Here is a 26,193-nt window from a genome sequence, read left to right as displayed (position 1 = left end):
AGTCGCCCGCCCGCCGCAGCATTTGCCGCAAAGCCACATTCCCCGCGCTTTGCCCGTGCAGCGCATCCGTTTGTTGATTTTTTCGACCCTTAGGTGAATATGGCCGAACTGGATATATTGCCCCGATGCGTTAGGTTTTGCCTTGGGGTTAAAATTTCGCCGCCTTCTGGTGGCCAGAAACAAGGGCTATTATTGGTGCGGCGACCCGAATTTATACTGTTTCTCGGATGTCTCGCCATCACCTTTGGGGTGTTTCTCTACAGCAATCGCAGCAATGATCTTGCCACCGAACGGGCCTTTGACCGGATCGCCGAGGAAAGCCTGCAAAGCCTCGACGCGCGGATGCACACCTATTTGCAGAGCCTCAACGGCATCGCCGCCTTCATGAACGCCTCTGACGAAGTGACCGCCAGTGATTTCGCGCATTACGTCGATACGCTGGAGATCGACACCTTCCTGCCCGGCATCAACGGCATCGGCTTTGTCGCCCCGGTCGCCCGAGGGACCGAAGAGGCTTTCATCGAAGAGGTAACCGCCCTCGGGATAGAAGATTTCCGGATTCACCCCAACACCGGCAACGCCGAGAAGATGGTGATCCAATATATCTACCCCCAAGGGCCGAATGCAGAGGCCGTGGGCCTTGATATCAGCTTTAACGAGGACCGCCGCCGCGCCGCCCTGCGGGCCCGCGAGACCAGAGAGCCGCAGCTGACACCGCGCATTCTGCTGGTGCAGGACAAATCCCGTCAGCCCGGTTTTCTGTTGCTGCGTCCAGTCTTTGCCACCGGCAACCGCCCGGCGCAGGATACGGCAGGCTTTATCGGTTGGGTCTATGCGCCCTTTGTCGGTGCAAACCTGCTGAACGCGCTGACCCCGGCTCAGGGGCAGGCCTATGAAATCAAAGTCTTCGATGGGCTGACCACCGCCCCGGAGAACCGGATTTTCGACAGCACGCCCGAAGGTGTCGAAAGCGGGCATCACAGCATTACCCAAACGATCGAGCGCTTTGGCCGCCCTTGGACTGTGGTCCATGTCAGCACGGTCAGTTTCGACAGCGCCACGCACAGCGCCGTGCCGGAGGTCCTGTTGATTTCCGGCATATTGCTGGCGATCCTTTTCTTTGTCGCCTTCCGCAGCCTGCGCCAGCGCAGCGCGGCCCTGAGCGAGCTTGCCGTGCTGCGCGAACGTCAGATCGACGCCCATGACGAGGAAAACCGCGCCGTCATCGAGAACGCTGTGACGCCTATTTTCTTGCTCGACGGCGAGGACCGCGTGCTTTTTGCCAACCAAGCGGCGCTGGTCTGCTTTGGCTATGGGCATGAGGCGCTCAAGGGGATGGATTTCCGCACTCTCGTCACCGACTTGATCGAAGACCATGACCACGAGCAGGTCAACGCGGCAGGCAAGACCTGCTTTGGCCAAGACCTGAAGCTTGATCTGCAACGCAACAGTTGGACCACCTACACCGGCGAGCGGCGCGTGACGGCAATCGTGCGCGATCTGACCTCGGAACTTGCGGTGCAGGATGAACTGGCAAAGAACAAAGCGCTTTATGACCTCGCACTCGAAGGCGCGCAGATCGGCGTTTTCGACATCGACCTGCGTACCGGGAAATCCGAGGTGTCCGACACATGGCGGCGCATTCTGGGGATGGCCGATTTCGAGCGGTTGACCGATCCGCAGGCGGAATTTCTCAAACGTGTCCACACCGAAGACCTGCCGCTGCTGACCCAGACCGATCAGGCCTGCATCTCGGGGCAGCAACAACGTTCCGTCACCGAATACCGACTGAAGATTGGCACCGGCGAATGGCGGTGGATGCGCTCGGACGCGGTGGTTACCGAACGCGATGAAAACGGCACCGCCCTGCGGATGGTCGGCACCCAGACCGATGTGACCGACATCGTCCATGCCCGCAACGCGCTTGAAACCAGCGAGCGGCGGTTTCGGCAGGTGCTGGCAGCGGCCCCCGTGGGCATGGCGATCCTGGGCGAAGGGGGCGTGTTTAACAGCGTTAACAGCGCGCTTTGCACGCTCTGCGGCTATAGCGAAGAAGAGCTGCTGTCGAATACCAAACTGGGCGATCTGATGCCCGAGGGCGATTTGAAAAAGCTCTACAGTGAAGTTCGCGGGCTCGTCGACTCGCGCAGTTCACAGAACTATCAGGCCGAATACCGCATCACCCACAAGCTGGGCTATGAACGCTGGGGCCTGTTCAACGTCTCGTGGACCTTTGACAAGAACACGCGCGGCTATGTCTTTATCGTTCAAATCAACGACATCACCGACCAAAAGAAGCTTGAGCAGATCAAGAGCGAATTCGTCTCGACGGTCAGCCATGAGCTGCGCACGCCGCTGACCTCGATCAAAGGGGCCTTGGGTCTGATCGACACCACCGACAACAGCCGCTTCCTCCCAGCGCATATCCGGCTGATCGACATCGCGCGCAGCAATGCCGACCGGCTGTCGCATATCGTGAACGACATTCTGGACCTCGAAAAGATTTCGTCGGGCGAGGTGCAGTTTGATTTCCACGATGTCGATCTGAACAAGGTGATCAACGACTCGGTCAACGAAATGTCGCCCTTCGCGATCACTCATAACAACACCTTGGGCGTGCAACTGCCCGATAAGCCGCTGACGGTTCGGGTGGATGAAAGCCGCACGCGGCAGGTCTTGGCCAATCTGATCTCAAACGCCTGTAAATATTCCGATGCCGAGAGCGAGGTGCAAATTCGCGCCGAGCGGCTGGGGGACCGGGCGATTGTCTTTATCCAGAACACTGGCCCCGGCGTGCCGGAAAACTTCCGCCCGCGCATCTTTCAGGCGTTCTCTCAGGCCGATGGGTCAGACACCCGCGCCAAGGGCGGCACCGGGCTGGGGCTGAACATCACCCGGCAGATCATCAAACGTCAGGGCGGCACCATCGGATTTGAAAGCATCCCGAAAGGCGTCACCGTCTTTTGGTTCACCTGCCCCATCGCCGAGGCCGAAACCGTCCAATCGCCCGCCGCACCCGACGCGGAAATCGGGGAGCGGGACACGAAGCTGCGCGTGCTGCATATCGAAGACGATATCGACTTTGCCGAGGTGATCCGCACCGGTTTGGACAGCGTGGCAGAGGTGACCAATGTCACCAACCTCGCTCAAGCGCAGAAGTTGATCGGCCAAGAAGAGCTTGATGTGGTGATCCTTGATTGGTCCCTGCCTGACGGCGATGCCCGCTCTTTGTTGGAGGACATCATTCGTCTGCACCCAGAGGCCAAGATCATCAGCCTATCCGCCGACAACAACCGAGAGCCAGATCCCCGCGTCGGGATCAACCTTGTAAAATCACGAAGCGGGATCAGCTCGGTGGTCAACTCAATTACGGGAACAACCGCACGCGCCTCTTAACCTGTCGCACCACGGCGAAGTGACGCTAAAGTGCGACATGCCATATTATTGCCAATATGCTCTGGCATTTTGTTTAAATTACAACGCACATGTCATGCTATAGTTCGAGCATGTCCGCTTCGGGGCGAGGAATTACGAGTGTCGTCAAAGCCATTTAACAAGCGTACCGCCGCCACATTTTTTCTGGGCACTGCCATTTCCGGCAGTTGGTACACCGCAACCTCCGCGCTTTTCGCGGGTCAAACGGGGGAGGTTATCCCCGTCGTCGGCGCGATCATTCTGGCGGGGCTAACGCCCTTCGCCGCGAATGCGCTCCGATCAAGCCCCGAGAGGGGTGCTGATCGTTCCGATATGGAACAAAGGCTTAGGGCATTTGATAGCCACGCCATTGTGAATATCGTCGATACCGGCGGAATGCTGGAACAGGTTAATGATCGGTTCATCGAACTGACGGGCTATACCCGCGACCAATTGATCGGCCAGCCCGTGTCGATGCTTTACCAAGATGAGTTTCGCGAACTTCTGGCAGAAATCCGGGCCACCTTGATGGCCGGCAAAACATGGCAGGGAGAGACCCCGCTGCGCTGCGCCGATGGTCGGGTGATACAGACGCAATGCACCGTGATGCCCCTTTTCGACAACAAAGGGGCATGGTCCGGGTCGATCTCAGCCCGTACCGATGTGACCCACGCCAAGGAACTTCTGGCCGAACGCGACACAGCGGAAACGCTGTATGAACTGCGCGATGACATTTGGATCGTCGATGCCGAGACCGAGCGTTTCAGCTATATGAACCGCGTCGCCATGAGCCGAAGCGGCTGGTGTACCGACACCTATACCGAGCAAACGCTCGAAACCTTGGCAGAAAAAAGCGGCAATCCAGACCTTATTGATGCCTGCCGAGATCTGAAAAAGTCGGGCAAGGCGATGACGCAGTTCGACACGCAACTGTTTGGCAATCATTTCCAAGTCACCATCAAACTTCTGCCCACCGGCGGCGCCGCAGGGCGGTTCCTGGTCATGTTGCACGACGTTTCGGATATCATCAGCGAAGAGCGGATGAAGTCGGAATTCATCTCAATGGTCAGCCATGAACTGCGCTCGCCCCTGACCTCGATCAAAGGCTCTATGGGGCTGCTTTTGTCGCGGGCGGCGGGTGAATTGCCGAGCAAAGCGCGCGCGCTGCTAGAGATCTCTCACCGCAATGCCGACCGGCTTGTGCTGATCATCAATGACATCCTCGATCTGGAAAAGATCGCAAACGGACGGCTGGAGTTCAACCTTGAAGAGGTTGATATCGCAGAACTTCTACACGAGACCAGCGCCGCGAACGCCTCGCTTGAGCAGCGCCACGGCGTGCGCATTCAGGTAGAAGGCACGGATGACCTGAACAAAGTGACCACAGATCCGAACCGGGTCATTCAGGTGCTGACGAACTTCCTATCTAATGCGTCCAAATTCTCCAAACCCGGTGAGCGCGTTACCATCCGCGCCGAAGAGAATGAGAACGAATTGCGCATCTCTGTGGCGGACCGCGGCCCGGGTATCCCGGCCTCTGAGCAGCACAAGGTGTTCCAGCGGTTTGCCGATCTGTCCAACTCCAACCGGGCCGACAATGGGGGCACCGGGTTGGGCCTTAGCGTCTGCAAAGCCATCGTCGAGAATCTTGGCGGTAAAATAGGTTTTGACAGCCGCGAGGGATTTGGTACGACATTTTACTTTACCCTGCCGAAGAAAAATTCTCAGGTAGCGGCAGAGGAACCGGCTGCGTTGCTGCGCGAAGCCTCCTAGAGAGAGTATGGAATGATCAAACTGCTGCACGTCGAGGATGACGCCGATATTCGTGAAATCGCGCTGATGGCGCTTGAGCTGAGCGGCGATTTCGACGTCGTCCAATGCGAGACCGGGGAAGCGGCGCTGAACCAGGTTCAGTCCTACACGCCCGATGTGATCCTGCTCGATATGATGATGCCCGGCATGACCGGTCGCCAGACCCTTGAGAAGATGCGCGAAATGGATAGCCTGCGTGACGTGCCGGCGATCTTCATGACCGCCCGCGCCCAGCATAACGAGATCGAAGAGCTGCGCGACCTGGGGGCCGCTGACGTGATCAGCAAACCCTTCGACCCCATCGCTCTCGCGGATCAGGTCAAGGCGGCAATGCAGGCCAACTAGGCCAGCGACCACTTGGCCTGCCCTATTGGGCAGCTTTTAGATAAATTGTCTGTAGGAATGGAGCCGGCGCAAAGCATGGCCGCCGCGCCGTCAGGCTTGGGCGTCGATTTGCTGCCGACAATGTGCCACGAAACCATCCAGTTCCGAGATGATCTCGATCGGGCAATCCGCGCGTTCGGCGCGAGGTCCGGCGAGATGCTCGACGATTTGGGTTTCGCACTGACGCGCCAGACGGCCAAGCTCTTCAAAGCCGAGCGACCCGGCGCTGCCTGCGATCTGGTGCAGAATGGCCTGCGCGCTGGCCAGATTGCCTTTGATCTCATCCACGGTCGTCCCGTCCCAAGCGGCCAAGCCATGGGTTGCGATCAGCGTCTGGCGCTCGTCCAGCATTTCGACAAAGCGCTTGCGAATGCGCTCTATGCCGGGAAGTTCAGCTAACATTTTAGTCATGCTTGTTGATCATTCTGCCAAAAGTCATTGAGCGATTTCGTATGTGCTTCACTGGCAGCCTCTGCGCTTGCATGGGCCTGCGCCAGCGCATCCATGACGGAATTGCCGCTCTTCCAGATCAGCCGCACGGCCTCCCCCGCGCTGACACGCGGGTGAACACGTTCGCCATTATTGTCGAACAATTCGGTTTGAGACAACTCCAAGTTAACCGCATCCATCAAACCGCCCATATTAGGACGCCATCCGCTTTCTGTAACGCACACGAAAGTGCCATTGCCCGCGTAGGACATGAGCACCTGATGGTCGACAAGCGTATCAGACAGGATCTCGGCCACATCGGACACAAGGCTATAAAACTCGAATGAGGTCATCGTCGCGTGGAAGGCGTCAACCTCGCGGATGGTAAAGGCAAAGGCGGTGGAGCCGAAAAGCGCGCTGCGCGACGTAGTTTTCCATAGCGGTGTAGTCGATCACATTGTCCACATCATAGATCGGGACCGGCTCGAACAACTCCATATGGGTGGCCTGATCGGCTATGGTCTTGGCGGCGAAAATCTTCTTGGTCCGCTGCTGACGCTCTTTCACCATGCCTTCGACCAGCCCGATGCGTGATTTCAGCTCGGCAATCTCAAAAGGCTTGGTCACATAGTCGGTGGCCCCGGCGGCAAAGGCCGCGTCGATATAGCGTTTGTCGGACATCGCGGTGAGCATCAAAATTGGCGTATCGGCATGGCGCGCCGAGTTGCGAATGTGCTGCGCCAGTTCGATCCCGTCCATGCTCGGCATCTGAATATCAAGCATGAAGCAATCAATCGGACCGAGGTCGGGATCACCCAACATATCGACCGCATGCAGAGCAGATGGGGCGGTCGTTAGTTCATGCGCACCGATAATCTCTACAAATTGCCCGAGCAATTCGAGGATAATCGGGTCGTCATCCACCGCCAGAATTTTCATTACATCTCTCCACAGATCAAAATCTTTGGGCCCCAAACTGGACGGACCGCTGCTTTGTCCTAATTTCTCTGGGAACTGTGGCCTAATTTTGACGAATTCTTAGTAAATAGGCGACAAACCGGGGCACTGTTTCCATATCGAGGGAATTAGACCCGAAAAACGGCCATCTTTACCGCATTTTCATTTTTGATCGGACGACTCGCCACTTCGCGTCCAAGGGTGATTCCCCTCAACGCAAACGGCCCGACGTTTCCGCCGGGCCGCTCTATCCTCATCCCCTTGGGTCTTAGCCCAAGCTTGCCTTGATCGCCTCGGCGGTGGCACCCACGACCTTATCCGCTTCTTCGCGGGTCAGGCAGAAGGGCGGCGCGAAGCCGATGATGTCGCCTTGGGGCATGGCGCGGGCAATGACCCCGGCCTTGAGCATATCGCCGACGATGGTCGGCACCACTTTGCGCGCCGGATCAAACTGCGTGCGGCCTTCACGGTCCTCAACCAGTTCGACGGCGCAGAGCATCCCTTCGCCGCGAATATCGCCCACTTTGGGGTGATCGCCCAATGCCGCCTTCATCTGCGCGTTGAGATAACCACCCACGTCCGAGGCGTTCTCGATCAGTTTCAGATCGTCGATCAGTTTGAGGTTCGCGATCCCGGCAGCAGCGCCGATGGGGTGCGCCGAATAGGTCCAGCCATGGCCGATGGGGCCGTTTTCATCGGTGCCCTGCTCCAGAACCTTCCACATCTTGTCACCCACGATGGAGCCCGAGAGCGGCGCGTAGGCCGAGGTCAGGCCCTTGGCGATGGTGATCAGGTCCGGCTTCATGCCGTAGTGATCCGAGCCGAACATGCTGCCCAGACGGCCAAAGCCGGTGACAACCTCATCCGCGACCAGCAGGATGTCGTGTTTGTTCAGCACTTCCTGCACGGCGGCCCAATAGCCTTCGGGCGGCGGCACGATGCCCCCGGTGCCCAGAACCGGCTCCCCGATGAAGGCGGCGATGGTGTCGGCGCCTTCGCGTTCGATCAGCGCTTCCAATTCGCCCACCAGATGCGCGGTGAACTCTGCCTCGCTCATGTTGGCGTCGGGGCGGCGGTAGTAATAGGGCGCGTCGGTGTGCACGACCTGCGCCAGCGGCAGGTCAAATTTCTTGTGGAACAGCTCCAACCCGGTGAGCGAGCCGGTGACGAGACCCGAACCGTGATAGCCGCGCCAGCGCGAGATGATCTTTTTCTTCTCGGGGCGGCCAAGGATGTTGTTGTAGTACCAGATCAGCTTGACGTTGGTCTCATTCGCGTCCGAACCGCCAAGGCCGAAATAGACCTTGCTCATGCCTTCAGGCGCGCGGTCGAGGATCATCTTAGACAGGGTGATGCTCGCCTCGGTGCCGTGGCCGACGTAGGAGTGATAATAGGCCAGTTCATGCGCCTGCTCGGCAATCGCCTCGGCGATCTCGGTCCTGCCGTAGCCCACGTTCACGCAGTAGAGGCCGGCAAAAGCGTCGAGCATCTGGTTGCCATCGCGGTCGGTGATATGGCTGCCCTTCGCGGTCTTGATCACACGGGTCGGGCTTTCACCGCGCGCGTGCTGCGCCAGATGGGTGGAGGGGTGAAAGAAATTTTCACGGTCCCATTGTTCAAGCATATCGTTCTTCAGCATTGGTCTTTCCTTTCTTCCGACGCGCCTTTGCGCCGTATCTTCAAATCTCAGGCCCAGTCACGGCAGACGTATTTGACTTCCGTAAAGGCTTCGAGCCCCAGCCGCGACCCTTCGCGACCGATGCCCGATTGTTTCGTGCCGCCAAAGGGGATCGGCGCGCCGGTCACCTTGGTGCGGTTCACGGCCACCATGCCGAAACACAGCGCCCGGCTGGCGCGGTAGATGCGGCGTGGGTCTTGGCTGTGGACATAGGCCACCAACCCGTACTCCGTGTCATTGGCCCGTGTGATCGCCTCATCCTCGCTGTCGAAGGCCGCGATGGCGGCCACGGGGCCAAAGGTCTCTTCGCGCATGATCAGCGCATCCGCAGGCACATCCGCCAGCACCGTCGGTTCAAAGAACAGCGGCCCCGCTGCGTGCCGCTTGCCACCACAAAGCAGCCGCGCCCCACGGTCAAGCGCATCTTTTACGTGTTCCTCTTGTTTGGCGACCGCCTTTTCGTTCATCAGGGGGCCGATGTCGGGATCATCCGCGCCGACGCCCACGGTCAGCGCCTGCGTCGCTGCGGTGAATCGCGCGCAGAAGGTCGCATAGCTGTCTCGGGCAATGAAGAAGCGGTTGGCACCGAGGCAGTCCTGACCGGAGGTGGCGAACTTGGCCTCGATCGCCTCTTCGACCGCGCGGTCCATATCGGCATCATCGAACATGATGAAAGGCGCATGGCCGCCGAGTTCGAGCACCAGACGTTTCACCGAATCCGATGCCTGACGGTAGAGCAGCTTGCCGATCTCTGTGGACCCGGTGAAGGAGATCGCCCGCACGCGGGTGTCTTCCATCCATGGCTTCACGATCTCGGGGGCCTCCCCGGTGACGACGTTGAACACGCCTTTCGGCAGCCCCGCCTGTTCGCCCAATTCGGCCAGTGCCAGCGCCGAGAACGGCGTCTCTGCCGAAGGATGCGCCACTACGGTGCAGCCCGCCGCCAGCGCGGCACCTGCCTTGCGGGTCAGCATGGCGGAGGGGAAGTTCCACGGCGTGATGAGTGCGGCCACGCCCACCGGCTCGCGCCAGATTTCCACCTCGGCGTCCGGCAGATGCGAGGTGACGCCTTCGATGTTGGGGCGGCGCGCCTCTTCGGAATAGAACTCAAAGAAAGACGCGGCATAGTCGATCTCCCCGCGCGATTCCGAGATGGGTTTGCCCTGTTCGGCGGTCATGATCCGCGCCAGATCCTCGCGGTTCTCCAGCATCAGGTCGCGCCAGCGGCGCAGGATGGCTCCACGCTCTTGCGGCAACAGGCCAGCCCAATGGGGAAAGGCGGCATGGGCGGCATCCACCGCGGCGCGGCTGTCGTCGGCGTTAAGCTTGGCAACCGACCCCAAGACCGCACCGCTTGCCGGGTCAGTCACCTTAAAATCGTCGCTCTGCGCGCCAGCGACCCATGCGCCGCCGACATAGGCGAAATGGCGGGCCAGCTCGCCCCGGGTCAGCGCGGGCAGACCATCGGCGGGGGTTGGGATCATCTTGGTCATCGGGCACCTCCTTGGGATGAATTGCCCCGAAGGTAAGACAGGATGCGGCGCGGGTTTGACCGAATATCAGCCCATCGGCAGGAGGTTTTGCGGCGCGGCCCCCTGCCCGCCGCAAAAACTACGGCGGCTCAGCTTTCGTCTTCGGGCAAGAGCAGCGACAGAGGCAGCGGTGCCGATTTGACCGATTTGGTGACCACATAGGTAAAATAGCGCGTCAGCCCGGCCTGCTGATCCAAAAGCGCATCCATCAACCGTTGGTAGCTGTCGATGTCGCCGGTGACGACCTGTAGCAGATAGTCAAACCCGCCGCCCAAAGCCCAGCACTGCACGATCTCATCATGCTGCGCGATCACGGCTTCGAACCGCTGAAACGCCTCGGCCCGGTGGTTGCCCAGTTCGGCCTGCACAAAGACGGTGACATGCGGGGCGATGCGGCGCAGGGCGACATGGGCCTGATAGCCGGTGATGATGCCCGCAGACTCCAACCGCGCCAGCCGTTCGCCGCAGGCGGTGGGACTTAGATTAACCTTGTCGGCAAGCGCAGATTTAGCGATGCGCCCCTCGCGAGAGAGGATCGAAAGCACCGCGATATCGCGTTTATCCAGTTTGACAAAGCTCATGGCAGTTTCATGAGAGCGCAGGTCAGACTTGTCAATTGTCATGATTGTGGTGATCATCCCGATCATGACAAAATGGCGCCCAGACCCCGGATCCCTGACCCGACCTGCCTACCGATCACTCGTTCAGGCGATTGAAACGGCGATTCAAAATGGCGTGCTCAAACCCGGAGACCGGATGCCAACGCAGCGCCAACTGGCGTTCGATCTGTCGCTTAGCGTTCAAACCGTCAGCCGCGCCTATGACAAGCTGGTCGAGGCGGGCAAGATCGTCGGAGAGGTGGGGCGCGGCACCTTTGTGCGTGCGGCGAGCGATGATATCTCCATGCCCTTCGTCAGCCGCAAGGCCGCCGGGCGGTTGCTGGATATGTCGATCCTCAAACCTGTGCTGGATCACGCCCATGAAGAGGCGATGCAAAAGACGCTCCGCGCATTGGCACGCTCCTTGCCCCGCGCGATGATGGGCGGGTTTCGCCAAGACCTCCGCGCCGGAGACAGCAGCAGCGCGGTGCGGCGCTGGCTCTCGCTCTGTGGGTTGGATCTGCAGGGGATGGCAGTGATCCCGACCAATGGCAGCACCAGCGCGATGACCGTGGCGATGATGACGGCGGCCCAACCCGGTGATCTGATTGTGAGCGAAGACATCGGCCACCACACCCTGCGCCCCCTCGCCCGTTTTTTAGGCGTCCGTCTGCAAGGGGTAACGGTTGACGCAGGCGGCATCTGCCCCGAAGCGCTGGAGCGGGTCTGCGCGAAAGAGCCTGTCAAAGCCGTCTACCTAATCCCCAACGGGGCCAACCCGCTGGCCTTTACCATGACCGAAAACCGCCGCGCCGCGGTGATCGAGGTGGCAAGACGCCATGACCTGCTGATCATCGAAAACCAGTCATGGGGGCCGCTGCAAGACGCGCCGCCACCGCCGATGGCGGCCATGGCCCCGGAACGGGTGCTCTATTTCACCAGCCTCACCAAATGCCTGATGCCGGGGCTACGGGTCGGCTATCTGGTGGTGCCAGACCACCTTGGAGCCTCAGCGGCCAACCGGCATATGGTGACCAGTTGGATGGCCACCAATATGATGACCGAGATCGCCGGGCGCTGGATCGAAGAAGGCACTGCCCAGACTCTCCTCAACCGTCAGCAACTGGCCCTGCGCGACCGCGCCGATTTCGCCGCAAACGTCTTTCGCGGGCTCGACATGCGCACCAGCCCAAACGGGCTGCATCTTTGGCTGCCATGTCGTGACATTTACGAAGAGGCTGAACTGGTCAAATCCATCCGCGAGAGCGGCGTCGCCGTGGCCAATGGAGCAAGCTTTGCCATCGGTCCGCCAGACCGCCACCCCGGCCTGCGTATCGCCGTCGGGGGGCAATCCTTTCCCGAATTTGCCCGCGGGATTCGCATGATCGATGCAAGATTACGCAACAGGGGTAGGACGGAGTGACTGTGAGAGCGTCTCAAATTGTCATGGATCAATATTCACATTGACATGATTGGGATCGGTTTAAATGATCTAGCAGTCAGGACATTAGTTTCGCTGCGGCCTTTGTGCTGCGCGGGCAATAAATGAAAGGGAGTAACATGGCTATTTTCAAGACCGTTATCACCGGGGGTATCCTCGCAGCCGTGACGAGTGTCGCAGGCGCGGCCTCTGCCGACACATGGCGCTATGCCTTCGAAGAGGCACTGGACGAAGTGCAGGGCAAATACGCCCAGAAGTTCAAAGAAGAAGTTGAAGCGAACTCCGACCACGAAGTTCAGCTTTTCCCCTACGGCACCTTGGGTGAATCCGTCGACACGATGGAGCAGGCGCAGGCCGGCATCTTGCAGTTCGTGGACCAGTCGCCCGGCTTTACCGGCGCGCTGATCCCCGAGGCGCAGGTGTTCTTCGTGCCTTACCTGCTGCCGCAGGACGGTGAGCAACTCAACGAGTTCTTCCGCACCTCCAAGGCCATCAACGAGATGTTCCCAGAGCTTTATGCAGAGCAAGGTCTGGAACTGCTCAAGATGTTCCCCGAAGGCGAGGTCTGCATGACCACGCAAGAGCCGGTCAAAACGCCCGAAGACCTCAACGAGGTGAAATTCCGCGTCATGACCAACCCGCTTTTGGTGGAGAGCTACAAAGCCTTTGGTGCCACGCCAACGCCGCTGCCATGGGGCGAAGTCTATGGCGCGATGCAGACCGGCATCATCCAAGGTCAGGAAAACCCGGGCTTCTATCTGGAATCCACTAAGATGTATGAAGTGACTGAGGTCATTACCTGCATCGGCCACAATAACTTCACCACCGCTGTGATGGCCAACAAGGATTTCTATGACGGTCTGTCCGATGAGGACAAAGAGGTTGTGCAGAACGCTTCTGACGCGGCATTCGATTATATCCTCGAGTACCAGTCCGGCCTGCAGGAAAAGTCACTGGAAAACATCGCAGCGGCGAAGCCTGACATGCAGATCAACATTCTGTCCGAAGAAGAGCGCCAGCCCTTCAAAGACAAGGCTGCATCGGTCGAAGAAGCCTTTATCGAGATGACAGGCGACAGCGGCAAGGAAATCCTTGAGCAATTCAAGGCCGACCTCGAAGCCGTTAAGTAAACGCATCCTTTCACCCTCCGGCACTGTCCGGGGGGTGACCTTATTTTGACGCGATCCATTTTGAACCATTCACGGGATGACGCCGGTGACGGAAGACAACCACAGTTCGCAACTGCAATCGCAGACAGATACCACCGGCACCGATGACGCCCCCGTGGGCACCTATAAATCCACCCTCCCCGGCCCTTTGGGCACAATCGACAATGCAATCAGCTGGCTTGAGTCTGTGATGCTCGCCGCTGGTGTTCTGTTGATGGCGGCCAATACGATTGCCAATGTGGTGGGCCGTTTCGTCTTTCAAAGCTCGATCTTCTTTTCCGAAGAATTGAACAGCATTCTGATCATTCTCATCACTTTCGCGGGCATCTCCTATGCCGCGCGGCATGGGCGGCATATCCGCATGTCGGCGATTTTCGACGCCCTGCCCCCGCGCCCCCGCAAGGTGCTGATGATCTTTATCGCCTTCGTCACCGCCATCTTCATGTTCGGCCTCGCGTGGTACGCGCTGCAATATATCATGACCCAAGCCGGGCGTGGCCGCCTGTTGCCTGCGCTGCAAGTGCCGGTCTGGTGGACGCTGGTCTGGGTGCCCTTCGGCTTCTTCATGACCGGGCTGCAATACCTGCTGACCGCCATCAAAAACATCATCGAGCCTGACATCTACCTGTCGACCAGCGTGCTGGAAGGCTACGACGACAACGAGCGGGAGGTCTAAACGATGGCTACTACCATTTTCTCCATTATGGTCGTCCTGCTGCTGCTCGGCTTTCCCATGATGATCCCGCTGATCGTCGGCGCGTTTGTCGGTTTCTATTCCCTCTTCGGCGGTTTCGGCCAGCTTGAGACGATGGTGCAGCAGATGATGGCAGGCGTCCGGCCCGCGTCGCTGATCGCCGTGCCGATGTTTATCTTTGCCGCCGATATCATGACGCGCGGCCAGTCCGCCGGGCGGTTGATCGACATGGTGATGTCCTTCGTGGGTCACATGAAGGGCGGTCTGGCGGTTGCCACGGCTGCGGCCTGTACCATGTTCGGCGCGGTCTCGGGCTCCACTCAGGCGACAGTCGTCGCCGTCGGCTCCCCCCTGCGGCCCCGGATGCTCAAGGCCGGGTACAAAGACAGCTTTGTGCTGGCGCTGATCGTGAACTCCTCCGACATCGCCTTCCTGATCCCGCCCTCCATCGGGATGATCATCTACGGCGTCGTTTCCAACACATCCATTGCAGAACTCTTCATCGCGGGCATTGGGCCTGGGCTGCTGATCCTCGCGCTCTTCTCGGTCTATTCCGTGATCTACGCCTACCGCCACAACGTCCCCACCGAAGAGAAAGCCACATGGGGCGAGCGTGCCCGCGCGGTACAACAAGCGCTTTGGCCGCTGGGCTTCCCGGCGATCATCATCGGCGGCATCTACGGCGGTGTCTTCTCTCCGACCGAAGCGGCGGCGGCCTGTGTGCTCTACGCCATCTTCCTTGAGATGATCGTCTTTCGTGAGATCGACTTTGCTGGCATCTATGAGACGGCGAAATCCACCGGGCTGATCACCGCTGTGGTCTTCATCCTTGTTGCGGCGGGCGCGGCCTTCTCTTGGGTGATCTCTTTCGCGCAAATCCCGCAGGCGGTTTTGGCGGGCATCGGGATCGACAGCATGGGGCCGATTGGGGTGCTCTTTGTGATCTCCATCGCCTTCTTCATCGGCTGTATGTTCGTGGATCCGATCGTGGTGATCCTCGTCTTCGTGCCGATCTTTGCGCCGGTGGTCGACTCGGTTGGCCTTGATCCGGTGCTGGTCGGCACCGTCATCACGCTGCAAGTCGCCATCGGTTCGGCCACGCCGCCCTTTGGTTGTGACATCTTCACCGCCATCGCGGTCTTCAAACGCCCCTATATGGAGGTCATCCGCGGCACCCCGCCTTTCATCATCATGTTGCTGAGCGTCTCGGTTGCCCTGATCTTCTTCCCACAGATCGCCCTGTTCCTGCGCGATCTGGCCTTTGCGAAATAAGAGGAGAGCGTCATGTTCACCCATATCCTCGCCCCCTATGACGGCTCGATCAATGCCGATCGCGCGTTGATGAAGGCGGCAGAGATGGCCAATCTGACCGGGGCGAAGGTGACGCTGCTGACGATCTACCGGCATCATTCGATGCTGGAGGCGTCGCTGTCGATGGTGCGGGTGAACGATCCGGGCAATATCGACGATGCGATGCAGGCCCATGCGACCGAGATCATCAGCCACGGCAAACAGTTGATGAAAGACGCAGGCGTCGAGAATGTACGCGCTTTCGTGCGCTCGGGCCGACCCGCGCGGGCCGTGACCGAATTTGCCAAGAAACATGATGCCGACCTCATCGTCATCGGCTCTCGCGGGTTGGGGGCGACAGGCGATAGCTATCTGCTGGGATCGGTGTCACACAAAGTCACGGGGCTTGCGAAATGCCCCGTGCTTGTCGTCTAGATCAAAGGAATATTCAGGTGACACCCCCTGTGCAAAGCGAAACGCTTGAGTGCCGTTTGCGTGAAGATGACCCCGTGCGCCTTGGCGCACTGCTACTGTCGACCGACATGACCTTTGAGCGGGACGCGGCGCGGTTGATCGACCCCGCGCAGGCCGCATTGCATGTGGCGCGGATCGCGTTTGAGAACCCCACCACTCCCGAGCGCCTGCGCGCCATGACCCCCGATATGGCCCGCACAGCGGCGCTGCTGGTGCCGGGGATCAAGCTTTCGGCCATCGCCTTTTGCTGCACCTCGGCCTCTGTCGCCATCGGTAATCCTGCGGTACGCGAGGCCATCGGCGAAGGGCTCCCCGGCGTGCCGGTCATCACCCCCGCCTCTGCCGCTATCGCGGGTTTTGCAGCACTTGGCGTGAAACGTGTGGCAATGCTCACCCCCTATCTGCCCGAAACCGCCGCCCCCCTCGCCGCCTATTTCGAAGAGCAGGGCCTACAGGTCATGCGCAACGGCGCATTCGGTTTGGAAGACGACCGCGATATGGCGCGGATCGACGACGAAAGCATCATCAACGGCGCCAAAGCACTGGACGGAGCGGAAGTAGAGGCATTTTTCCTCTCCTGCACGTCTTTGCGCGGTGTCGACGTGATCGACCGGATCGAAGCCGCTTTGGGCAAACCGGTCGTGACCTCCAACCAAGCGCTGTGCTGGGCATTGCAACGGATGGGCGGGCTGTCAGGCCGTCCCGATGGCTATGGCCGTCTGTTCGACTGCGACATGCCAAGCGCCCATGCACAGGGCATCATTCCGTGATCCCGGCCCCTCTGGCCGGATCACAATATTCGGGTAACCAGACATGAAAGGGGCTGGCCTATGACCACGTATGAGGCGAATTTTACAAACAGCGAGTACCAGCGCCGGGTCGACCGAACGCGCAAGACCATGGCCGCGCGCAACATGGATGCGATCGTGGTCAGCGACCCGTCGAACATGTCTTGGCTTTCGGGCTATGACGGTTGGTCATTCTATGTCTACCAAGCGGTGATCGTGACCCATGAGGGAGAGCCCGTTTGGTGGGGCCGCGGCATGGACGCGCTTGGCGCAAGACGCACCGTCTTCATGGAGGATGACTGCATCCGCGGCTACGACGACAGCTACGTCCAAAACCCCGAAAAACACCCGATGGAAGACCTCTCGGCCCTGCTGAGCGAAATGGGGTTAGAGAACGCGCGTATCGGGGTTGAGATGGACAACTACTATTACTCCGCCCGCGCCCATGACACGCTGAAGACCAAGCTGCCCAAGGCGACCTTTTTGGATGCCACGGCGCTGGTGAACTGGGAACGCGCCGTGAAATCTGAGCGCGAGATCGAATATATGGAACGCGCCGCTCGGATCGTGGAGGAAATGCACGTTCGCATCCTCGAAGTCGCCGTGCCAGGGATGCGCAAGAACGATTTGGTGGCCGAGATCTATGCCACTGGCATTCGCGGCGCTCAGGGGTTCTGGGGGGATTACCCGGCCATCGTGCCCATGGCCCCCTCGGGCATGGATGCCACTGCCCCGCACCTCACGTGGGACGACCGGCCCATGCAGCCCAACGAGGCGACCTTTTTCGAGATCGCAGGCGCGCACCGGCGCTATCAATGCCCGCAGTCGCGCACGCTGTTCTTTGGCGATGTCCCGCAAAAATACCGCGACGCGGAAAGCGCCGTGCTGGATGCCATCGACGCCGGGCTCGAACAGGCCAAGCCGGGCAACAAGGCCGAGGATATTGCCAACGCTTTCAACAAAACGCTTAACAAGGCGGGGTTTGAGAAGGACAGCCGCTGCGGCTATGCCATCGGCATCAGCTACCCGCCCGACTGGGGCGAGCGCACGATCTCTTTCCGCCGCGGCGATACGACGATCCTTGAGCCGGGCATGACCTTCCACTTTATGCCCGCGCTCTGGCTTGACGACGGCGGGCTAGAGATCACCGAGCCGATCCGCATCACCGAGATCGGCCATGAATGTTTCTGCACCACACCGCGAAAGTTGTTTGTTTCCGCATGACCAGCAATCCCATCACCCCGACCATCCCGCTCGACCAACCCGGCGCACATCACGGCTTCCTGCGCCTGCCCTACAGCCGCGATGACAGCGCTTGGGGGTCTGTGATGATCCCCATCACCGTGATCCACGGCGGCGACGGCCCCACGGCGCTGCTGACAGGCGGCAACCACGGCGATGAATACGAAGGCCCGATTGCCCTGCAGGAACTAGCGGCAACGCTCGATCCGGCGCAGATCAAGGGCCGCGTCATCATCCTGCCGATGATGAACCAACCCGCCTTTGCCGCTGGCCGCCGCTGTTCGCCCATCGACGGCGGCAATATGAACCGCAGCTTTCCGGGCAGCCCCGGCGGCACGGTGACCCAGAAGATCGCGCATTACATCGCGACCGAACTGGTGCCGCTGGCCGATATCGTGCTGGATTACCACTCAGGCGGGCGCACGCTGGATTTCCTGCCCTTCGCCGCCGCGCATATCTTGCCCGACAAGGCGCAAGAGGCCGCCTGCATGGCCGCGATGGAGGCCTTCAACGCCCCCTATTCCATGAAGATGCTAGAGATCGACAACCGCGGCATGTTCGACACCGAGGTCGAGGAGCAGGGCAAGGTCTTCGTCACCACCGAACTCGGCGGAGCGGGCACGTCGACGGCCAAGAGCGTCGCCGTGGCCCGCAAAGGCGCGCGCAATCTGTTGATCCATGCTGGAATTCTGGCAGGCGAGCCCGAGATGGCAGAGACCGTGATGCTCGACATGCCCGATGGGCGCTGCTTCACCTTTAGCGAGACGAATGCGCTGCTGGAGCCGCTGGTCGATTTGGGGGATGAAGTGACCGAAGGCCAAGCCATTGCGCGGCTCTGGCCCAGCGACCGCAGCGGTCAGCCCGCAATTACCGCCCATGCGCAGCTTGGCGGCATCCTGACCGCCCGGCATGTGCCGGGGCTGGTCAAGATGGGCGATTGTATCGGCGTGGTGGCGCAGGTGGTCTGAACCACCTGCAACGCCTCATTCGTCGACGGGGAAGTAGCAGGCTGCCGGATGCGGTGCCCCCTCAAGCACGGGGCGCTCTTTCCGGCAGACGTCCTGCACCTTCCAGCAGCGCGGCGCAAAGGGGCAGCCCTCGGGGATCGCCAGTGGGGAGGGCAGTTCGCCTTGCAGCTTGATCCGCTCTTTGCCGCCTTCGGGATCGGCGCGTGGGGTCGCGGAGAGCAGCGCCGCCGTATAGGGATGGCGCGGGTTCTCAAAGACTTCGTCCTTCGGCCCCTTCTCAACTGCGCGGCCCAGATACATGACGATCACATCATCCGCGACATGGCGCACAACGCTGAGGTCGTGGCTGATGAAGAGATAGGCCAGCTGCATCTTCTCCTGAAGGTCCACCAACAGGTTCAGGATCGCCGACTGGATCGACAGATCAAGCGCCGAAACAGGCTCGTCCAGCACCAGCACCTTCGGATCCAACATCAACGCCCGCGCCACCGCGATCCGCTGGCGCTGCCCGCCCGAGAACATATGCGGGTAGCGATCGTAGTGTTCGGGCCGCAACCCGACCAGCCGTAGCATCTCACGCGCCTTCTCCTCGCGCTGCTTCTTGGACATGTCCTTGCGGTTGATGACCAGCGGCTCCTGCAGGATCGTGCCGATCTGCTGGCGCGGGTTGAGCGAGCCATAGGGGTCTTGGAACACGATCTGCACATGTTGGCGCAGGTCGGCCCAATCCTCGGGCCGGACCGCTTTGCCGTCAAGCGTCAGCGAGCCTGCGGTCGGCTCTTCGATCATCGTGACCATGCGTGCCAGCGTGGACTTGCCACAGCCGCTTTCGCCCACCACGGCCAGCGTCTTGCCGGGGTGCAGTTGGAAATCGAGGCCCGCGACGGCCTTGAGCGTCTGGGTCTTGCGCAGGAAGCCGCCACCAACCTGATAGTGACGCTCCAGCGCGTCGGCGGTCATTACGGGGGCAGTCATGACGCGACCCTTTCATCGGTATTAAGCGGATAGAAACAACGCGCCTTGCCGAGGTCTTCGCTCAGCGGTGGTGGGTTCTCGGCGCGGCATTTGTCGTTGGCGAACTTGCAGCGCGGGGAGAACAGGCACCCGGCAGGGCGATCGAACTGGCCCGGCACCACGCCGGGAATCGTCGGCAGGCGTTTCTCGGTCGCGCGTTCCGGCAATGCGTCCAAGAGCGCCGCCGTATAAGGGTGATGCGGCTCGCGGAAGAGCGGCAGCACCTGCTGCTCTTCGATCTTCTGACCCGCATATTGCACGCTCACACGCTCGGCGGTTTCGGCCACCACGCCCATATCGTGGGTGATCAGCACCAGCCCCATCCCCGTCTCGTCACGCAGCGAGGTCAGCAGATCGAGGATCTGCGCCTGAATGGTCACGTCGAGCGCGGTCGTCGGCTCATCCGCGATCAGAAGCTTGGGTTTACAAGCAATCGCCATGGCGATCATCACCCGCTGGTTCATCCCGCCCGACATCTGGTGCGGGAATACCAAGAGGCGCTTTTCCGGGTCCGGGATGCCAACCTGCTCGAACAGTTCGATGGCGCGCTTGTGCCGCTCGGCCCGGTTCAGGCCAAGGTGAAAGCGCAGGGATTCCTTGATCTGCCAGCCCACTGGGAAGCAGGGGTTGAGCGAGGACATCGGCTCTTGAAAGATCATCGCCAGATCATTGCCGACAATCTTGCGCCGGGCCCGGCGGTCCATTTTCAGTAGATCGTGACCGTCGAAGGTCAGCTCATCGGCGGTGACGGTCGCGGTCCAAGGTAGCAGGCCCATCAGCGCCAACATCGACACCGACTTGCCCGAGCCACTTTCGCCGACAATGGCGAGAATTTCGCCGGTGTCGACATCTTGGTCAACCGAGTCCACGGCGCGGAACTTGCCCGAGGCGGTGGCAAAATCGACCGAGAGGTTGCGGATACGCAGAAGAGACATCAATCAGCTCCGCTTTAGTTTCGGGTCAAGGGCGTCGCGCAGCCCGTCGCCCATGAGGTTGATCGCCAGCACGGTGACGAGGATCGCAAGGCCGGGGAAGGTCACGACCCACCAGGCGCGCAGAATGAACTCGCGCGCTTCGGCCAGCATGGTGCCCCACTCGGGCGTGGGCGGCTGCGCCCCCATGCCGAGGAAGCCAAGCGCGGCGGCATCAAGGATCGCGGTGGAAAACGACAGCGCGGCCTGCACGATGATCGGCGCAAGGCAGTTCGGCAGCACGGTCACGACCATCAGCCGCAGGGTGCCAGCACCGACAACGCGGGCCGAGGTCACATAGTCCTTCTGCCGCTCGGACAGCACGCTCGCCCGTGTCAGACGCACGTAATGCGGCTGCAACACGATGGCGATGGCGATCATCGCGTTGGTCAGCGATGGCCCAAGGATGGCCACCAGCACCAGCGCTAGCAGCAGCGATGGGAAGGCGAGAATGATGTCCATGATCCGCATGATGATCGTGTCGAGCCACTTGGGCGCGAAGCCCGAGATCAACCCGATGATGATCCCGCCAGAGGCGGCGATGGAGACCACCACGATGCCAACAAAGAAGGAGTAGCGCGCACCGACGATCAGACGCGACAGCATATCGCGGCCCAGTGGGTCGGTGCCGAGGATGTGGCTCCACGTGCCACCGTCCTGCCAGACAGGCGGCTGCAGCGTGGCTGCGCGGAACTGCTGGGTCGCGTCATGCGGGGCGATCCAAGGACCGAACAGCGCCAGAAAGGCGAAGACGGCAAAGATCCACAGGCCAATTACGGCCCCACGGTTTTCGCGGAAATAGAACCAGAATTCGCGCAGGCGTCCGGGGCGCGCGTGTACCATTTCGGCTTCGGCAGAAAGTGCGTCGTCCATTAGCGTTTCCTGATCTTGGGGTTGATGATGCCATATAGCATGTCAACGGTGAGGTTCACGACCATGACCATGACGGCGATCAGCAGCAGGCCACCCTGCACCACCGGGTAGTCGCGGCGGAAAATGCTGTCGACCATCCACTTGCCGATGCCCGGCCAGCTAAAGATAGTCTCGGTCAGAATGGCGCCCGCCAGCAGCGTACCGACCGAGAGGCCGATCACGGTAATGACGGGGATAAGTGCGTTGCGCAGTGCGTGGATGCCATTGATCCGGCCCGAGGACATGCCCTTGGCCCGCGCGGTGCGGATGTAGTCTTCGCCCAGCACTTCGAGCATGGCCGAGCGGGTCTGCCGCGCGATCACCGCCAGTGGGATGGTGCCCAGCACGATCGTCGGCAGCAACAGGTGCCGCAGCGCCGAGGTAAACGCCCCGTCCTGCCCCGAGGCGATGCTGTCGATCAGCATAAAGCCCGTGGCGTTGGGGAAGTAATAAAGCAGATCAATCCGGCCCGAGACTGGCGTCCAGCCTAAATTGCCCGAGAACACGATGATCAGCAGCAACGCCCACCAGAAGATCGGCATTGAGTAACCCACGAGTGCCGTGGACATCAGCGCCCGATCAAAGAACTTGCCCCGGTTCACGGCGGCAATCACCCCCGCAGGCAGGCCCAAGGCCACTGCAAAGATCATTGCGCAGACCGACAGTTCCAGCGTGGCCGGAAAGAGCGAGAAGAACTCATCCCAAACAGGCCGTTTGGTCACGAAAGAGTTGCCCAGATCGCCCTGCAGAACGCCGGTGAAGTAGTCCCAGAACTGCACATAGATCGGGCGATCAAACCCGAACTGCTGTTGCAGTTCCAAGTAGCGCTCTTCGGAAATGCCCCGCTCGCCCGCCATGACGACGATCGGGTCGCCCGGCAGCATGCGGATAAAGGCAAATGAAATCAGCGTGACGCCGATAAAGGTCGGGATGAAGGTCGCAAGGCGCGACAAGACATATTTCAGCACGGGAGCACCATCAGTTCCTTCGGAAAGTTGGTCAGGGATTTGTAGCCATCTTCGGTGATCAGCACGTCATCTTCGATGCGCACCCCAAAGTTGCCGATCTCATAGAGGCCGGGTTCGTTGGTGTACACCGTTCCGGCGGGTAAAGTCATATGGTTGCCACGCATGATATAAGGCGCTTCATGCACATCGCGGCCAAGGCCGTGGCCTGTCTTGGTGCGGATGCGGTCGGCATAGGGCGAGGCTTCGAGGACCGAAATCACCACATCGTCGATCTCATGCGCGGTGACACCGGCGCGGGTGGCCTCCAGCCCGGCGAGGTTGGCGCGCAGCACGGTGTTATAAACCTCGCGCCCCTCGTCGCTGACATGGCCGAGGAAAACAGTGCGGGTAATGTCGGCGGCAAAACCGTTCTTGCGCGCGCCGAAGTCGATCAGCAGCGCATCGCCCGCTTTGACGCGGTAATCTTCGCGCGCTTTGGCGTGTGGACGGGCCGAGCCGTCGCCAGCGGCGACGATGGGCGCGAAGGACAGATCATCGGCCCCTTCAGCAAAGACCATCTGCACCAGTTTCTGCTCAATCTCTTTCTCGGTCTGCCCGAGTTTCACAGAGTCGAGCGTGGCGCGCAGGGCGCGTTCGGAAATGTTAATGGCCTCTTGCAGGGCGGCGACTTCGGCCTCGGTCTTGATCATGCGCGGGGCGGAAATTTCACGCTCGGCGTCTATGATCCGCAGGTCGGGCTGCGCTTTCTTCAGCGCGTGATGCACAAAGACGCGCATCACTTGGCCCTCGACAGCCAGCGAGGTGATGTTCAGACGCTGCATCAGCGCGGCAAAGGCATCGTCATAGCCTGTCTGGTCGCGCCAATCGAAAACGGCACCGTCAAAGCCGACCAGATCCCAGCTGCCCAATTCAAGGTTCGGCACCAAAGCGGCGGCCGGGCCGTGAGCGGGGATTACCAAAAGAAAGGGGCGCTCGTTGCTCATAAAGAGATGGTCGACGGCGCGGGTGAAATTCGGGCCGGGCACCAGCGCCACGGCGTCCACCGATAGTGCGGCGGCGATATCGGCATAGGCCGAGAGGCGATCATTCAGTGAATTGGACATGGGCTGGCTTTCGAGCTGGCGAAGTTAATAAAATGGGGACGGCATAGAATGCCGCCCCCTTTGGTCAAAGCGGCAGGGTTACTGCTTCAGGCCAACTTGGTTGAAGATGTGGCCACCCAGCGGGTGCACGACATAGTTTTCAACTTCGGGGCGCATGGTCATGTAGACGACCGAATGCGCGATGGTGGCCCAAGGCGCTTGATCCTTGAAGATCTGCTGCGCTTCTTCGTACAGCGGCGCACGCTCTTCTTGGGTTGGCAGAACCTTGGCTTTCTGGATCAGCGCGTCGAATTCCTCGTTGCACCACTGGGCGCGGTTGGATTTCTCGACACCGTCACAGCCCAGCAGAACCGCGAGGAAGTTGTCTGGATCGCCGTTGTCACCGGTCCAACCCAGCAGCACGGCACCGTCACGATCCTTGGACTTGGAACGCTCAAGATACTCACCCCATTCGTAGGAGACGATTTCAACATCGACGCCAACTTTGGAGAAGTCTTCCTGCATCAGCTCGGCCATACGGCGGGCGTTGGGGTTGTAGGGACGCTGAACCGGCATCGCCCAGATCTTCATGGACAGATCGGTGACGCCAGCTTCCTCGAGCATCGCCTTGGCGGCCTCGGGGTCATAGTTGTCGTCTTCGATGGCGTCGTTGTAGGACCACATGGTCGGCGGCAGCGGGTTCTTGGCGATTTCGCCGGAGCCTTGGAACACAACGTCGATGATCGCCTGTTTGTCGATCGCCATGTTCAGCGCCTTGCGGACATTGGCGTTGTCGAAGGGCGCAACCTGCGTGTTGTAAGCCAAGTAGCCCACGTTCAGGCCTTCCTGCTCCATCACGACGATGTCTTCGGCGTCTTTCATCGCCTGAACATCGGCCGGGTTCGGATATGCCATGACGTGGCATTCACCCGCCTGCACCTTCTGGTAGCGGACCGAAGCGTCAGGCGTGATCGCGAAGATCAGGCTTTCGACTTTGGCCGGGTCACCCCAGTACTCGTCGTTACGCAGGTAACGAATGACCGCGTCTTTCTGGTAGGCTTGGAACTGGAACGGGCCTGTGCCGATGGGCGCTTGGTTCACCATCTCAGGTGTGCCAGCTTCCATCATCGCGTCGGCATATTCCTTGGACACGATCGAGGCGAAATCCATTGCCATGTTGGCGATGAAGGGCGCTTCGGGACGGGTCAGGTTGAAGGCCACGGTGTAATCGTCGACCTTTTCGATGCTCTCGATCAGGTCGGGCATGGACATGCCGCCGTAGTATTCCCATGTGCCGCCGGAAACGGTGTGATAGGGGTTTTCCTCGTTGCCCTGACGGTCAAAGCTGAAGATCACGTCGTCAGCGTTGAAATCGCGTGTCGGCGTGAACTGGTCGTTGGAGTGGAATTTCACACCCTGACGCAGCTTGAAGGTGACCTTCATGCCGTCTTCGCTGACTTCCCAGCTTTCAGCCAGCGCAGGCACGACTTCGGTCGTGCCGACTTTGAACTCGGCCAGACGGTTGTAGATCGGGTGGCTGGAGGCGTCGAAGGTGGTGCCAGCGGTGTAAAGCGCGGGGTCAAAACCCTCGGGCGAGCCTTCGGAGCAATAGACCAGCGCTTGGGCCGATGCGGCTGTGGCACCCAGTGCCGCCAGCATGGCGCCGGTGGCCAATTTCGTTGTAAAAGACATAATATTCACTCTCCTGATTGGTTTGTTTTTTGGCAGCGGTTTGTCCGCCGCAGGTGATACGCCCTTACGGGCGAGACGACGCGAATGCGGTGGCCAATGCCCCTTCATTCGGACGTATTCTGTTGGCGCCAGCGGCCTGTTCGTATTGCATCCGGCCCACCCAAAGGACGCGCGCGGGCTTGTCAGTTTTGTTGGACCATGAATGCGGGCTGCTGCCGAGGTAATGCAGGCTGTCGCCGGGCCGCATGATATGCTCCCCTCCATCGACGACCTGCGCGATCTCACCCTCAAGGATATAGATCACCTCTTCGCCCTCATGCACGACCTCTTCGGAGGCATAGCCCGGTGGCACGTTCATGATATAGGATGACAGCTCATGGCCGGGAAAATCCGCGCCGATTTTCTCGTATTCAATGGAAGACCCCGACACGGCAAAGCGGGGACGCTCATCCGCGCGGGTCAGGCTGTCTTGGGTCTTGGGGGTATGGATGAAAAAGCTGACTTCGACCTGAAGCGCGACGGCAATCTGCGACAGGGTGCCCAGCGACGGCGTGGCCCGGCCCCGCTCAACTTGGCTCAGATAACCGACCGACACGCCCGAAGCTTCGCCCAACTGCTGCAAGGTCAGGGACAAACGATGACGTTGCTTGCGCATACGTGCGCCAAGCGTGGATACACTATCG

The 26,193-nt window shown here is 60.3% G+C and carries 24 protein-coding genes; 11 read left to right on the top strand and 13 right to left on the bottom strand.

Annotated elements, in window-relative coordinates:
* Positions 1–195 precede the first annotated feature (195 nt).
* From O4H31_RS02615 to O4H31_RS02605, 3 genes are all read left to right on the top strand, one after another.
* On the top strand, positions 196–3,396 hold the full coding sequence (locus O4H31_RS02615; RefSeq protein WP_269342489.1) for a CHASE domain-containing protein: 3,201 nt from the start codon (positions 196–198) through the stop codon (positions 3,394–3,396).
* Between the two features lie 138 nt (positions 3,397–3,534).
* Complete coding sequence (locus O4H31_RS02610; protein WP_269342487.1) at positions 3,535–5,187, top strand: PAS domain-containing sensor histidine kinase; 1,653 nt, start codon at positions 3,535–3,537, stop codon at positions 5,185–5,187.
* A gap of 12 nt (positions 5,188–5,199) precedes the next feature.
* Complete coding sequence (locus tag O4H31_RS02605) at positions 5,200–5,571, top strand: response regulator (RefSeq protein ID WP_067622348.1); 372 nt, start codon at positions 5,200–5,202, stop codon at positions 5,569–5,571.
* A 90-nt stretch (positions 5,572–5,661) separates the two neighbouring features.
* Here the strand turns inward: O4H31_RS02605 and O4H31_RS02600 are convergent, their stop codons facing one another.
* From O4H31_RS02600 to O4H31_RS02575, 6 genes are all read right to left on the bottom strand, one after another.
* Positions 5,662–6,021 carry an Hpt domain-containing protein gene (locus O4H31_RS02600; RefSeq protein WP_067940935.1) on the bottom strand — a complete coding sequence of 120 codons (360 nt, stop codon included), beginning with the start codon at positions 6,019–6,021 and terminating at the stop codon, positions 5,662–5,664.
* A complete protein-coding gene (locus tag O4H31_RS02595; protein WP_269342482.1) occupies positions 6,018–6,356 on the bottom strand; it encodes a hypothetical protein in 339 nt (112 codons plus the stop codon). The genes O4H31_RS02600 and O4H31_RS02595 overlap by 4 nt, the downstream gene beginning before the upstream one ends.
* 52 nt (positions 6,357–6,408) lie before the next feature.
* On the bottom strand, positions 6,409–6,978 hold the full coding sequence (locus O4H31_RS02590; RefSeq protein WP_269342480.1) for a response regulator: 570 nt from the start codon (positions 6,976–6,978) through the stop codon (positions 6,409–6,411).
* Between the two features lie 286 nt (positions 6,979–7,264).
* A complete protein-coding gene (locus O4H31_RS02585; RefSeq protein ID WP_269342478.1) occupies positions 7,265–8,635 on the bottom strand; it encodes an aspartate aminotransferase family protein in 1,371 nt (456 codons plus the stop codon).
* Between the two features lie 47 nt (positions 8,636–8,682).
* A complete protein-coding gene (locus tag O4H31_RS02580) occupies positions 8,683–10,167 on the bottom strand; it encodes an NAD-dependent succinate-semialdehyde dehydrogenase (RefSeq protein ID WP_269342476.1) in 1,485 nt (494 codons plus the stop codon).
* 128 nt (positions 10,168–10,295) lie between these two features.
* Positions 10,296–10,787 (bottom strand): Lrp/AsnC family transcriptional regulator, encoded by a 492-nt coding sequence (locus O4H31_RS02575; protein WP_269342474.1) that lies wholly within the window; start codon positions 10,785–10,787, stop codon positions 10,296–10,298.
* 64 nt (positions 10,788–10,851) lie between these two features.
* Here O4H31_RS02575 and O4H31_RS02570 point away from each other — a divergent pair, with 64 nt between their 5' ends.
* The 8 genes from O4H31_RS02570 (at position 10,852) to doeB (ending at position 18,871) form a co-directional block, all read left to right on the top strand.
* Entirely contained in the window at positions 10,852–12,228 is a 1,377-nt protein-coding gene (locus O4H31_RS02570; RefSeq protein ID WP_269342472.1) for a PLP-dependent aminotransferase family protein, read from the top strand.
* A 137-nt stretch (positions 12,229–12,365) separates the two neighbouring features.
* The gene (gene dctP / locus O4H31_RS02565; RefSeq protein WP_269342470.1) at positions 12,366–13,376 is read left to right on the top strand and encodes a TRAP transporter substrate-binding protein DctP; all 1,011 of its coding nucleotides are present in this window, start codon (positions 12,366–12,368) and stop codon (positions 13,374–13,376) included.
* A 76-nt stretch (positions 13,377–13,452) separates the two neighbouring features.
* Positions 13,453–14,091 carry a TRAP transporter small permease gene (locus tag O4H31_RS02560; RefSeq protein ID WP_201722001.1) on the top strand — a complete coding sequence of 213 codons (639 nt, stop codon included), beginning with the start codon at positions 13,453–13,455 and terminating at the stop codon, positions 14,089–14,091.
* A 3-nt stretch (positions 14,092–14,094) separates the two neighbouring features.
* Positions 14,095–15,381 (top strand): TRAP transporter large permease, encoded by a 1,287-nt coding sequence (locus tag O4H31_RS02555; protein ID WP_093927500.1) that lies wholly within the window; start codon positions 14,095–14,097, stop codon positions 15,379–15,381.
* A 12-nt stretch (positions 15,382–15,393) separates the two neighbouring features.
* Positions 15,394–15,834: a universal stress protein gene (locus tag O4H31_RS02550; protein ID WP_067626374.1), complete on the top strand. Its 441-nt coding sequence runs from the start codon at positions 15,394–15,396 to the stop codon at positions 15,832–15,834.
* A gap of 17 nt (positions 15,835–15,851) precedes the next feature.
* Positions 15,852–16,643, top strand: coding sequence for an aspartate/glutamate racemase family protein (locus O4H31_RS02545; RefSeq protein WP_269342467.1), 792 nt, complete (start codon positions 15,852–15,854; stop codon positions 16,641–16,643).
* 60 nt (positions 16,644–16,703) lie between these two features.
* Positions 16,704–17,885 carry an ectoine hydrolase DoeA gene (gene doeA, locus O4H31_RS02540; RefSeq protein ID WP_269342466.1) on the top strand — a complete coding sequence of 394 codons (1,182 nt, stop codon included), beginning with the start codon at positions 16,704–16,706 and terminating at the stop codon, positions 17,883–17,885.
* Complete coding sequence (gene doeB, locus O4H31_RS02535; protein WP_269342465.1) at positions 17,882–18,871, top strand: N(2)-acetyl-L-2,4-diaminobutanoate deacetylase DoeB; 990 nt, start codon at positions 17,882–17,884, stop codon at positions 18,869–18,871. Before doeA ends, doeB begins: the two co-directional genes overlap by 4 nt.
* A gap of 15 nt (positions 18,872–18,886) precedes the next feature.
* Here the strand turns inward: doeB and O4H31_RS02530 are convergent, their stop codons facing one another.
* The 7 genes from O4H31_RS02530 to O4H31_RS02500 form a co-directional block, all read right to left on the bottom strand.
* Positions 18,887–19,846 (bottom strand): ABC transporter ATP-binding protein, encoded by a 960-nt coding sequence (locus O4H31_RS02530; protein ID WP_259946626.1) that lies wholly within the window; start codon positions 19,844–19,846, stop codon positions 18,887–18,889.
* The gene (locus O4H31_RS02525; protein ID WP_269342464.1) at positions 19,843–20,820 is read right to left on the bottom strand and encodes an ABC transporter ATP-binding protein; all 978 of its coding nucleotides are present in this window, start codon (positions 20,818–20,820) and stop codon (positions 19,843–19,845) included. The genes O4H31_RS02530 and O4H31_RS02525 overlap by 4 nt, the downstream gene beginning before the upstream one ends.
* Before the next feature lie 3 nt (positions 20,821–20,823).
* The gene (locus tag O4H31_RS02520; RefSeq protein ID WP_067938852.1) at positions 20,824–21,729 is read right to left on the bottom strand and encodes an ABC transporter permease subunit; all 906 of its coding nucleotides are present in this window, start codon (positions 21,727–21,729) and stop codon (positions 20,824–20,826) included.
* The gene (locus O4H31_RS02515; RefSeq protein ID WP_067938855.1) at positions 21,729–22,736 is read right to left on the bottom strand and encodes an ABC transporter permease subunit; all 1,008 of its coding nucleotides are present in this window, start codon (positions 22,734–22,736) and stop codon (positions 21,729–21,731) included. The genes O4H31_RS02520 and O4H31_RS02515 overlap by 1 nt, the downstream gene beginning before the upstream one ends.
* Positions 22,730–23,839: a M24 family metallopeptidase gene (locus tag O4H31_RS02510; RefSeq protein WP_269342463.1), complete on the bottom strand. Its 1,110-nt coding sequence runs from the start codon at positions 23,837–23,839 to the stop codon at positions 22,730–22,732. The genes O4H31_RS02515 and O4H31_RS02510 overlap by 7 nt, the downstream gene beginning before the upstream one ends.
* A gap of 78 nt (positions 23,840–23,917) precedes the next feature.
* Positions 23,918–25,510 carry an ABC transporter substrate-binding protein gene (locus O4H31_RS02505; RefSeq protein ID WP_269342462.1) on the bottom strand — a complete coding sequence of 531 codons (1,593 nt, stop codon included), beginning with the start codon at positions 25,508–25,510 and terminating at the stop codon, positions 23,918–23,920.
* Positions 25,511–25,574: 64 nt separating this feature from the next.
* Positions 25,575–26,165 carry a helix-turn-helix domain-containing protein gene (locus tag O4H31_RS02500; protein ID WP_067626358.1) on the bottom strand — a complete coding sequence of 197 codons (591 nt, stop codon included), beginning with the start codon at positions 26,163–26,165 and terminating at the stop codon, positions 25,575–25,577.
* Positions 26,166–26,193 lie beyond the last annotated feature (28 nt).

The organism is Sulfitobacter dubius (assembly GCF_027214245.1).
In the GTDB taxonomy this organism is placed as follows: domain Bacteria; phylum Pseudomonadota; class Alphaproteobacteria; order Rhodobacterales; family Rhodobacteraceae; genus Sulfitobacter; species Sulfitobacter dubius_A.
This window is presented reverse-complemented; position numbering and strand designations above follow the sequence as displayed.

What these genes read in the sequence shown, in the direction of transcription:
- O4H31_RS02505 (WP_269342462.1), bottom strand. Translation starts at nt 25,510, where the DNA reads ATGTCTTTTACAACGAAATTGGCCACCGGCGCCATGCTGGCGGCACTG.
- O4H31_RS02500 (WP_067626358.1), bottom strand. Translation starts at nt 26,165, where the DNA reads ATGCGCAAGCAACGTCATCGTTTGTCCCTGACCTTGCAGCAGTTGGGC.
- O4H31_RS02605 (WP_067622348.1), top strand. Translation starts at nt 5,200, where the DNA reads ATGATCAAACTGCTGCACGTCGAGGATGACGCCGATATTCGTGAAATC.
- doeB (WP_269342465.1), top strand. Translation starts at nt 17,882, where the DNA reads ATGACCAGCAATCCCATCACCCCGACCATCCCGCTCGACCAACCCGGC.
- O4H31_RS02575 (WP_269342474.1), bottom strand. Translation starts at nt 10,787, where the DNA reads ATGAGCTTTGTCAAACTGGATAAACGCGATATCGCGGTGCTTTCGATC.
- O4H31_RS02530 (WP_259946626.1), bottom strand. Translation starts at nt 19,846, where the DNA reads ATGACTGCCCCCGTAATGACCGCCGACGCGCTGGAGCGTCACTATCAG.
- dctP (WP_269342470.1), top strand. Translation starts at nt 12,366, where the DNA reads ATGGCTATTTTCAAGACCGTTATCACCGGGGGTATCCTCGCAGCCGTG.
- O4H31_RS02585 (WP_269342478.1), bottom strand. Translation starts at nt 8,635, where the DNA reads ATGCTGAAGAACGATATGCTTGAACAATGGGACCGTGAAAATTTCTTT.
- O4H31_RS02580 (WP_269342476.1), bottom strand. Translation starts at nt 10,167, where the DNA reads ATGACCAAGATGATCCCAACCCCCGCCGATGGTCTGCCCGCGCTGACC.
- O4H31_RS02525 (WP_269342464.1), bottom strand. Translation starts at nt 20,820, where the DNA reads ATGTCTCTTCTGCGTATCCGCAACCTCTCGGTCGATTTTGCCACCGCC.
- O4H31_RS02600 (WP_067940935.1), bottom strand. Translation starts at nt 6,021, where the DNA reads ATGACTAAAATGTTAGCTGAACTTCCCGGCATAGAGCGCATTCGCAAG.
- O4H31_RS02570 (WP_269342472.1), top strand. Translation starts at nt 10,852, where the DNA reads ATGACAAAATGGCGCCCAGACCCCGGATCCCTGACCCGACCTGCCTAC.
- doeA (WP_269342466.1), top strand. Translation starts at nt 16,704, where the DNA reads ATGACCACGTATGAGGCGAATTTTACAAACAGCGAGTACCAGCGCCGG.
- O4H31_RS02550 (WP_067626374.1), top strand. Translation starts at nt 15,394, where the DNA reads ATGTTCACCCATATCCTCGCCCCCTATGACGGCTCGATCAATGCCGAT.
- O4H31_RS02555 (WP_093927500.1), top strand. Translation starts at nt 14,095, where the DNA reads ATGGCTACTACCATTTTCTCCATTATGGTCGTCCTGCTGCTGCTCGGC.
- O4H31_RS02560 (WP_201722001.1), top strand. Translation starts at nt 13,453, where the DNA reads ATGACGCCGGTGACGGAAGACAACCACAGTTCGCAACTGCAATCGCAG.
- O4H31_RS02590 (WP_269342480.1), bottom strand. Translation starts at nt 6,978, where the DNA reads ATGAAAATTCTGGCGGTGGATGACGACCCGATTATCCTCGAATTGCTC.
- O4H31_RS02520 (WP_067938852.1), bottom strand. Translation starts at nt 21,729, where the DNA reads ATGGACGACGCACTTTCTGCCGAAGCCGAAATGGTACACGCGCGCCCC.
- O4H31_RS02510 (WP_269342463.1), bottom strand. Translation starts at nt 23,839, where the DNA reads ATGTCCAATTCACTGAATGATCGCCTCTCGGCCTATGCCGATATCGCC.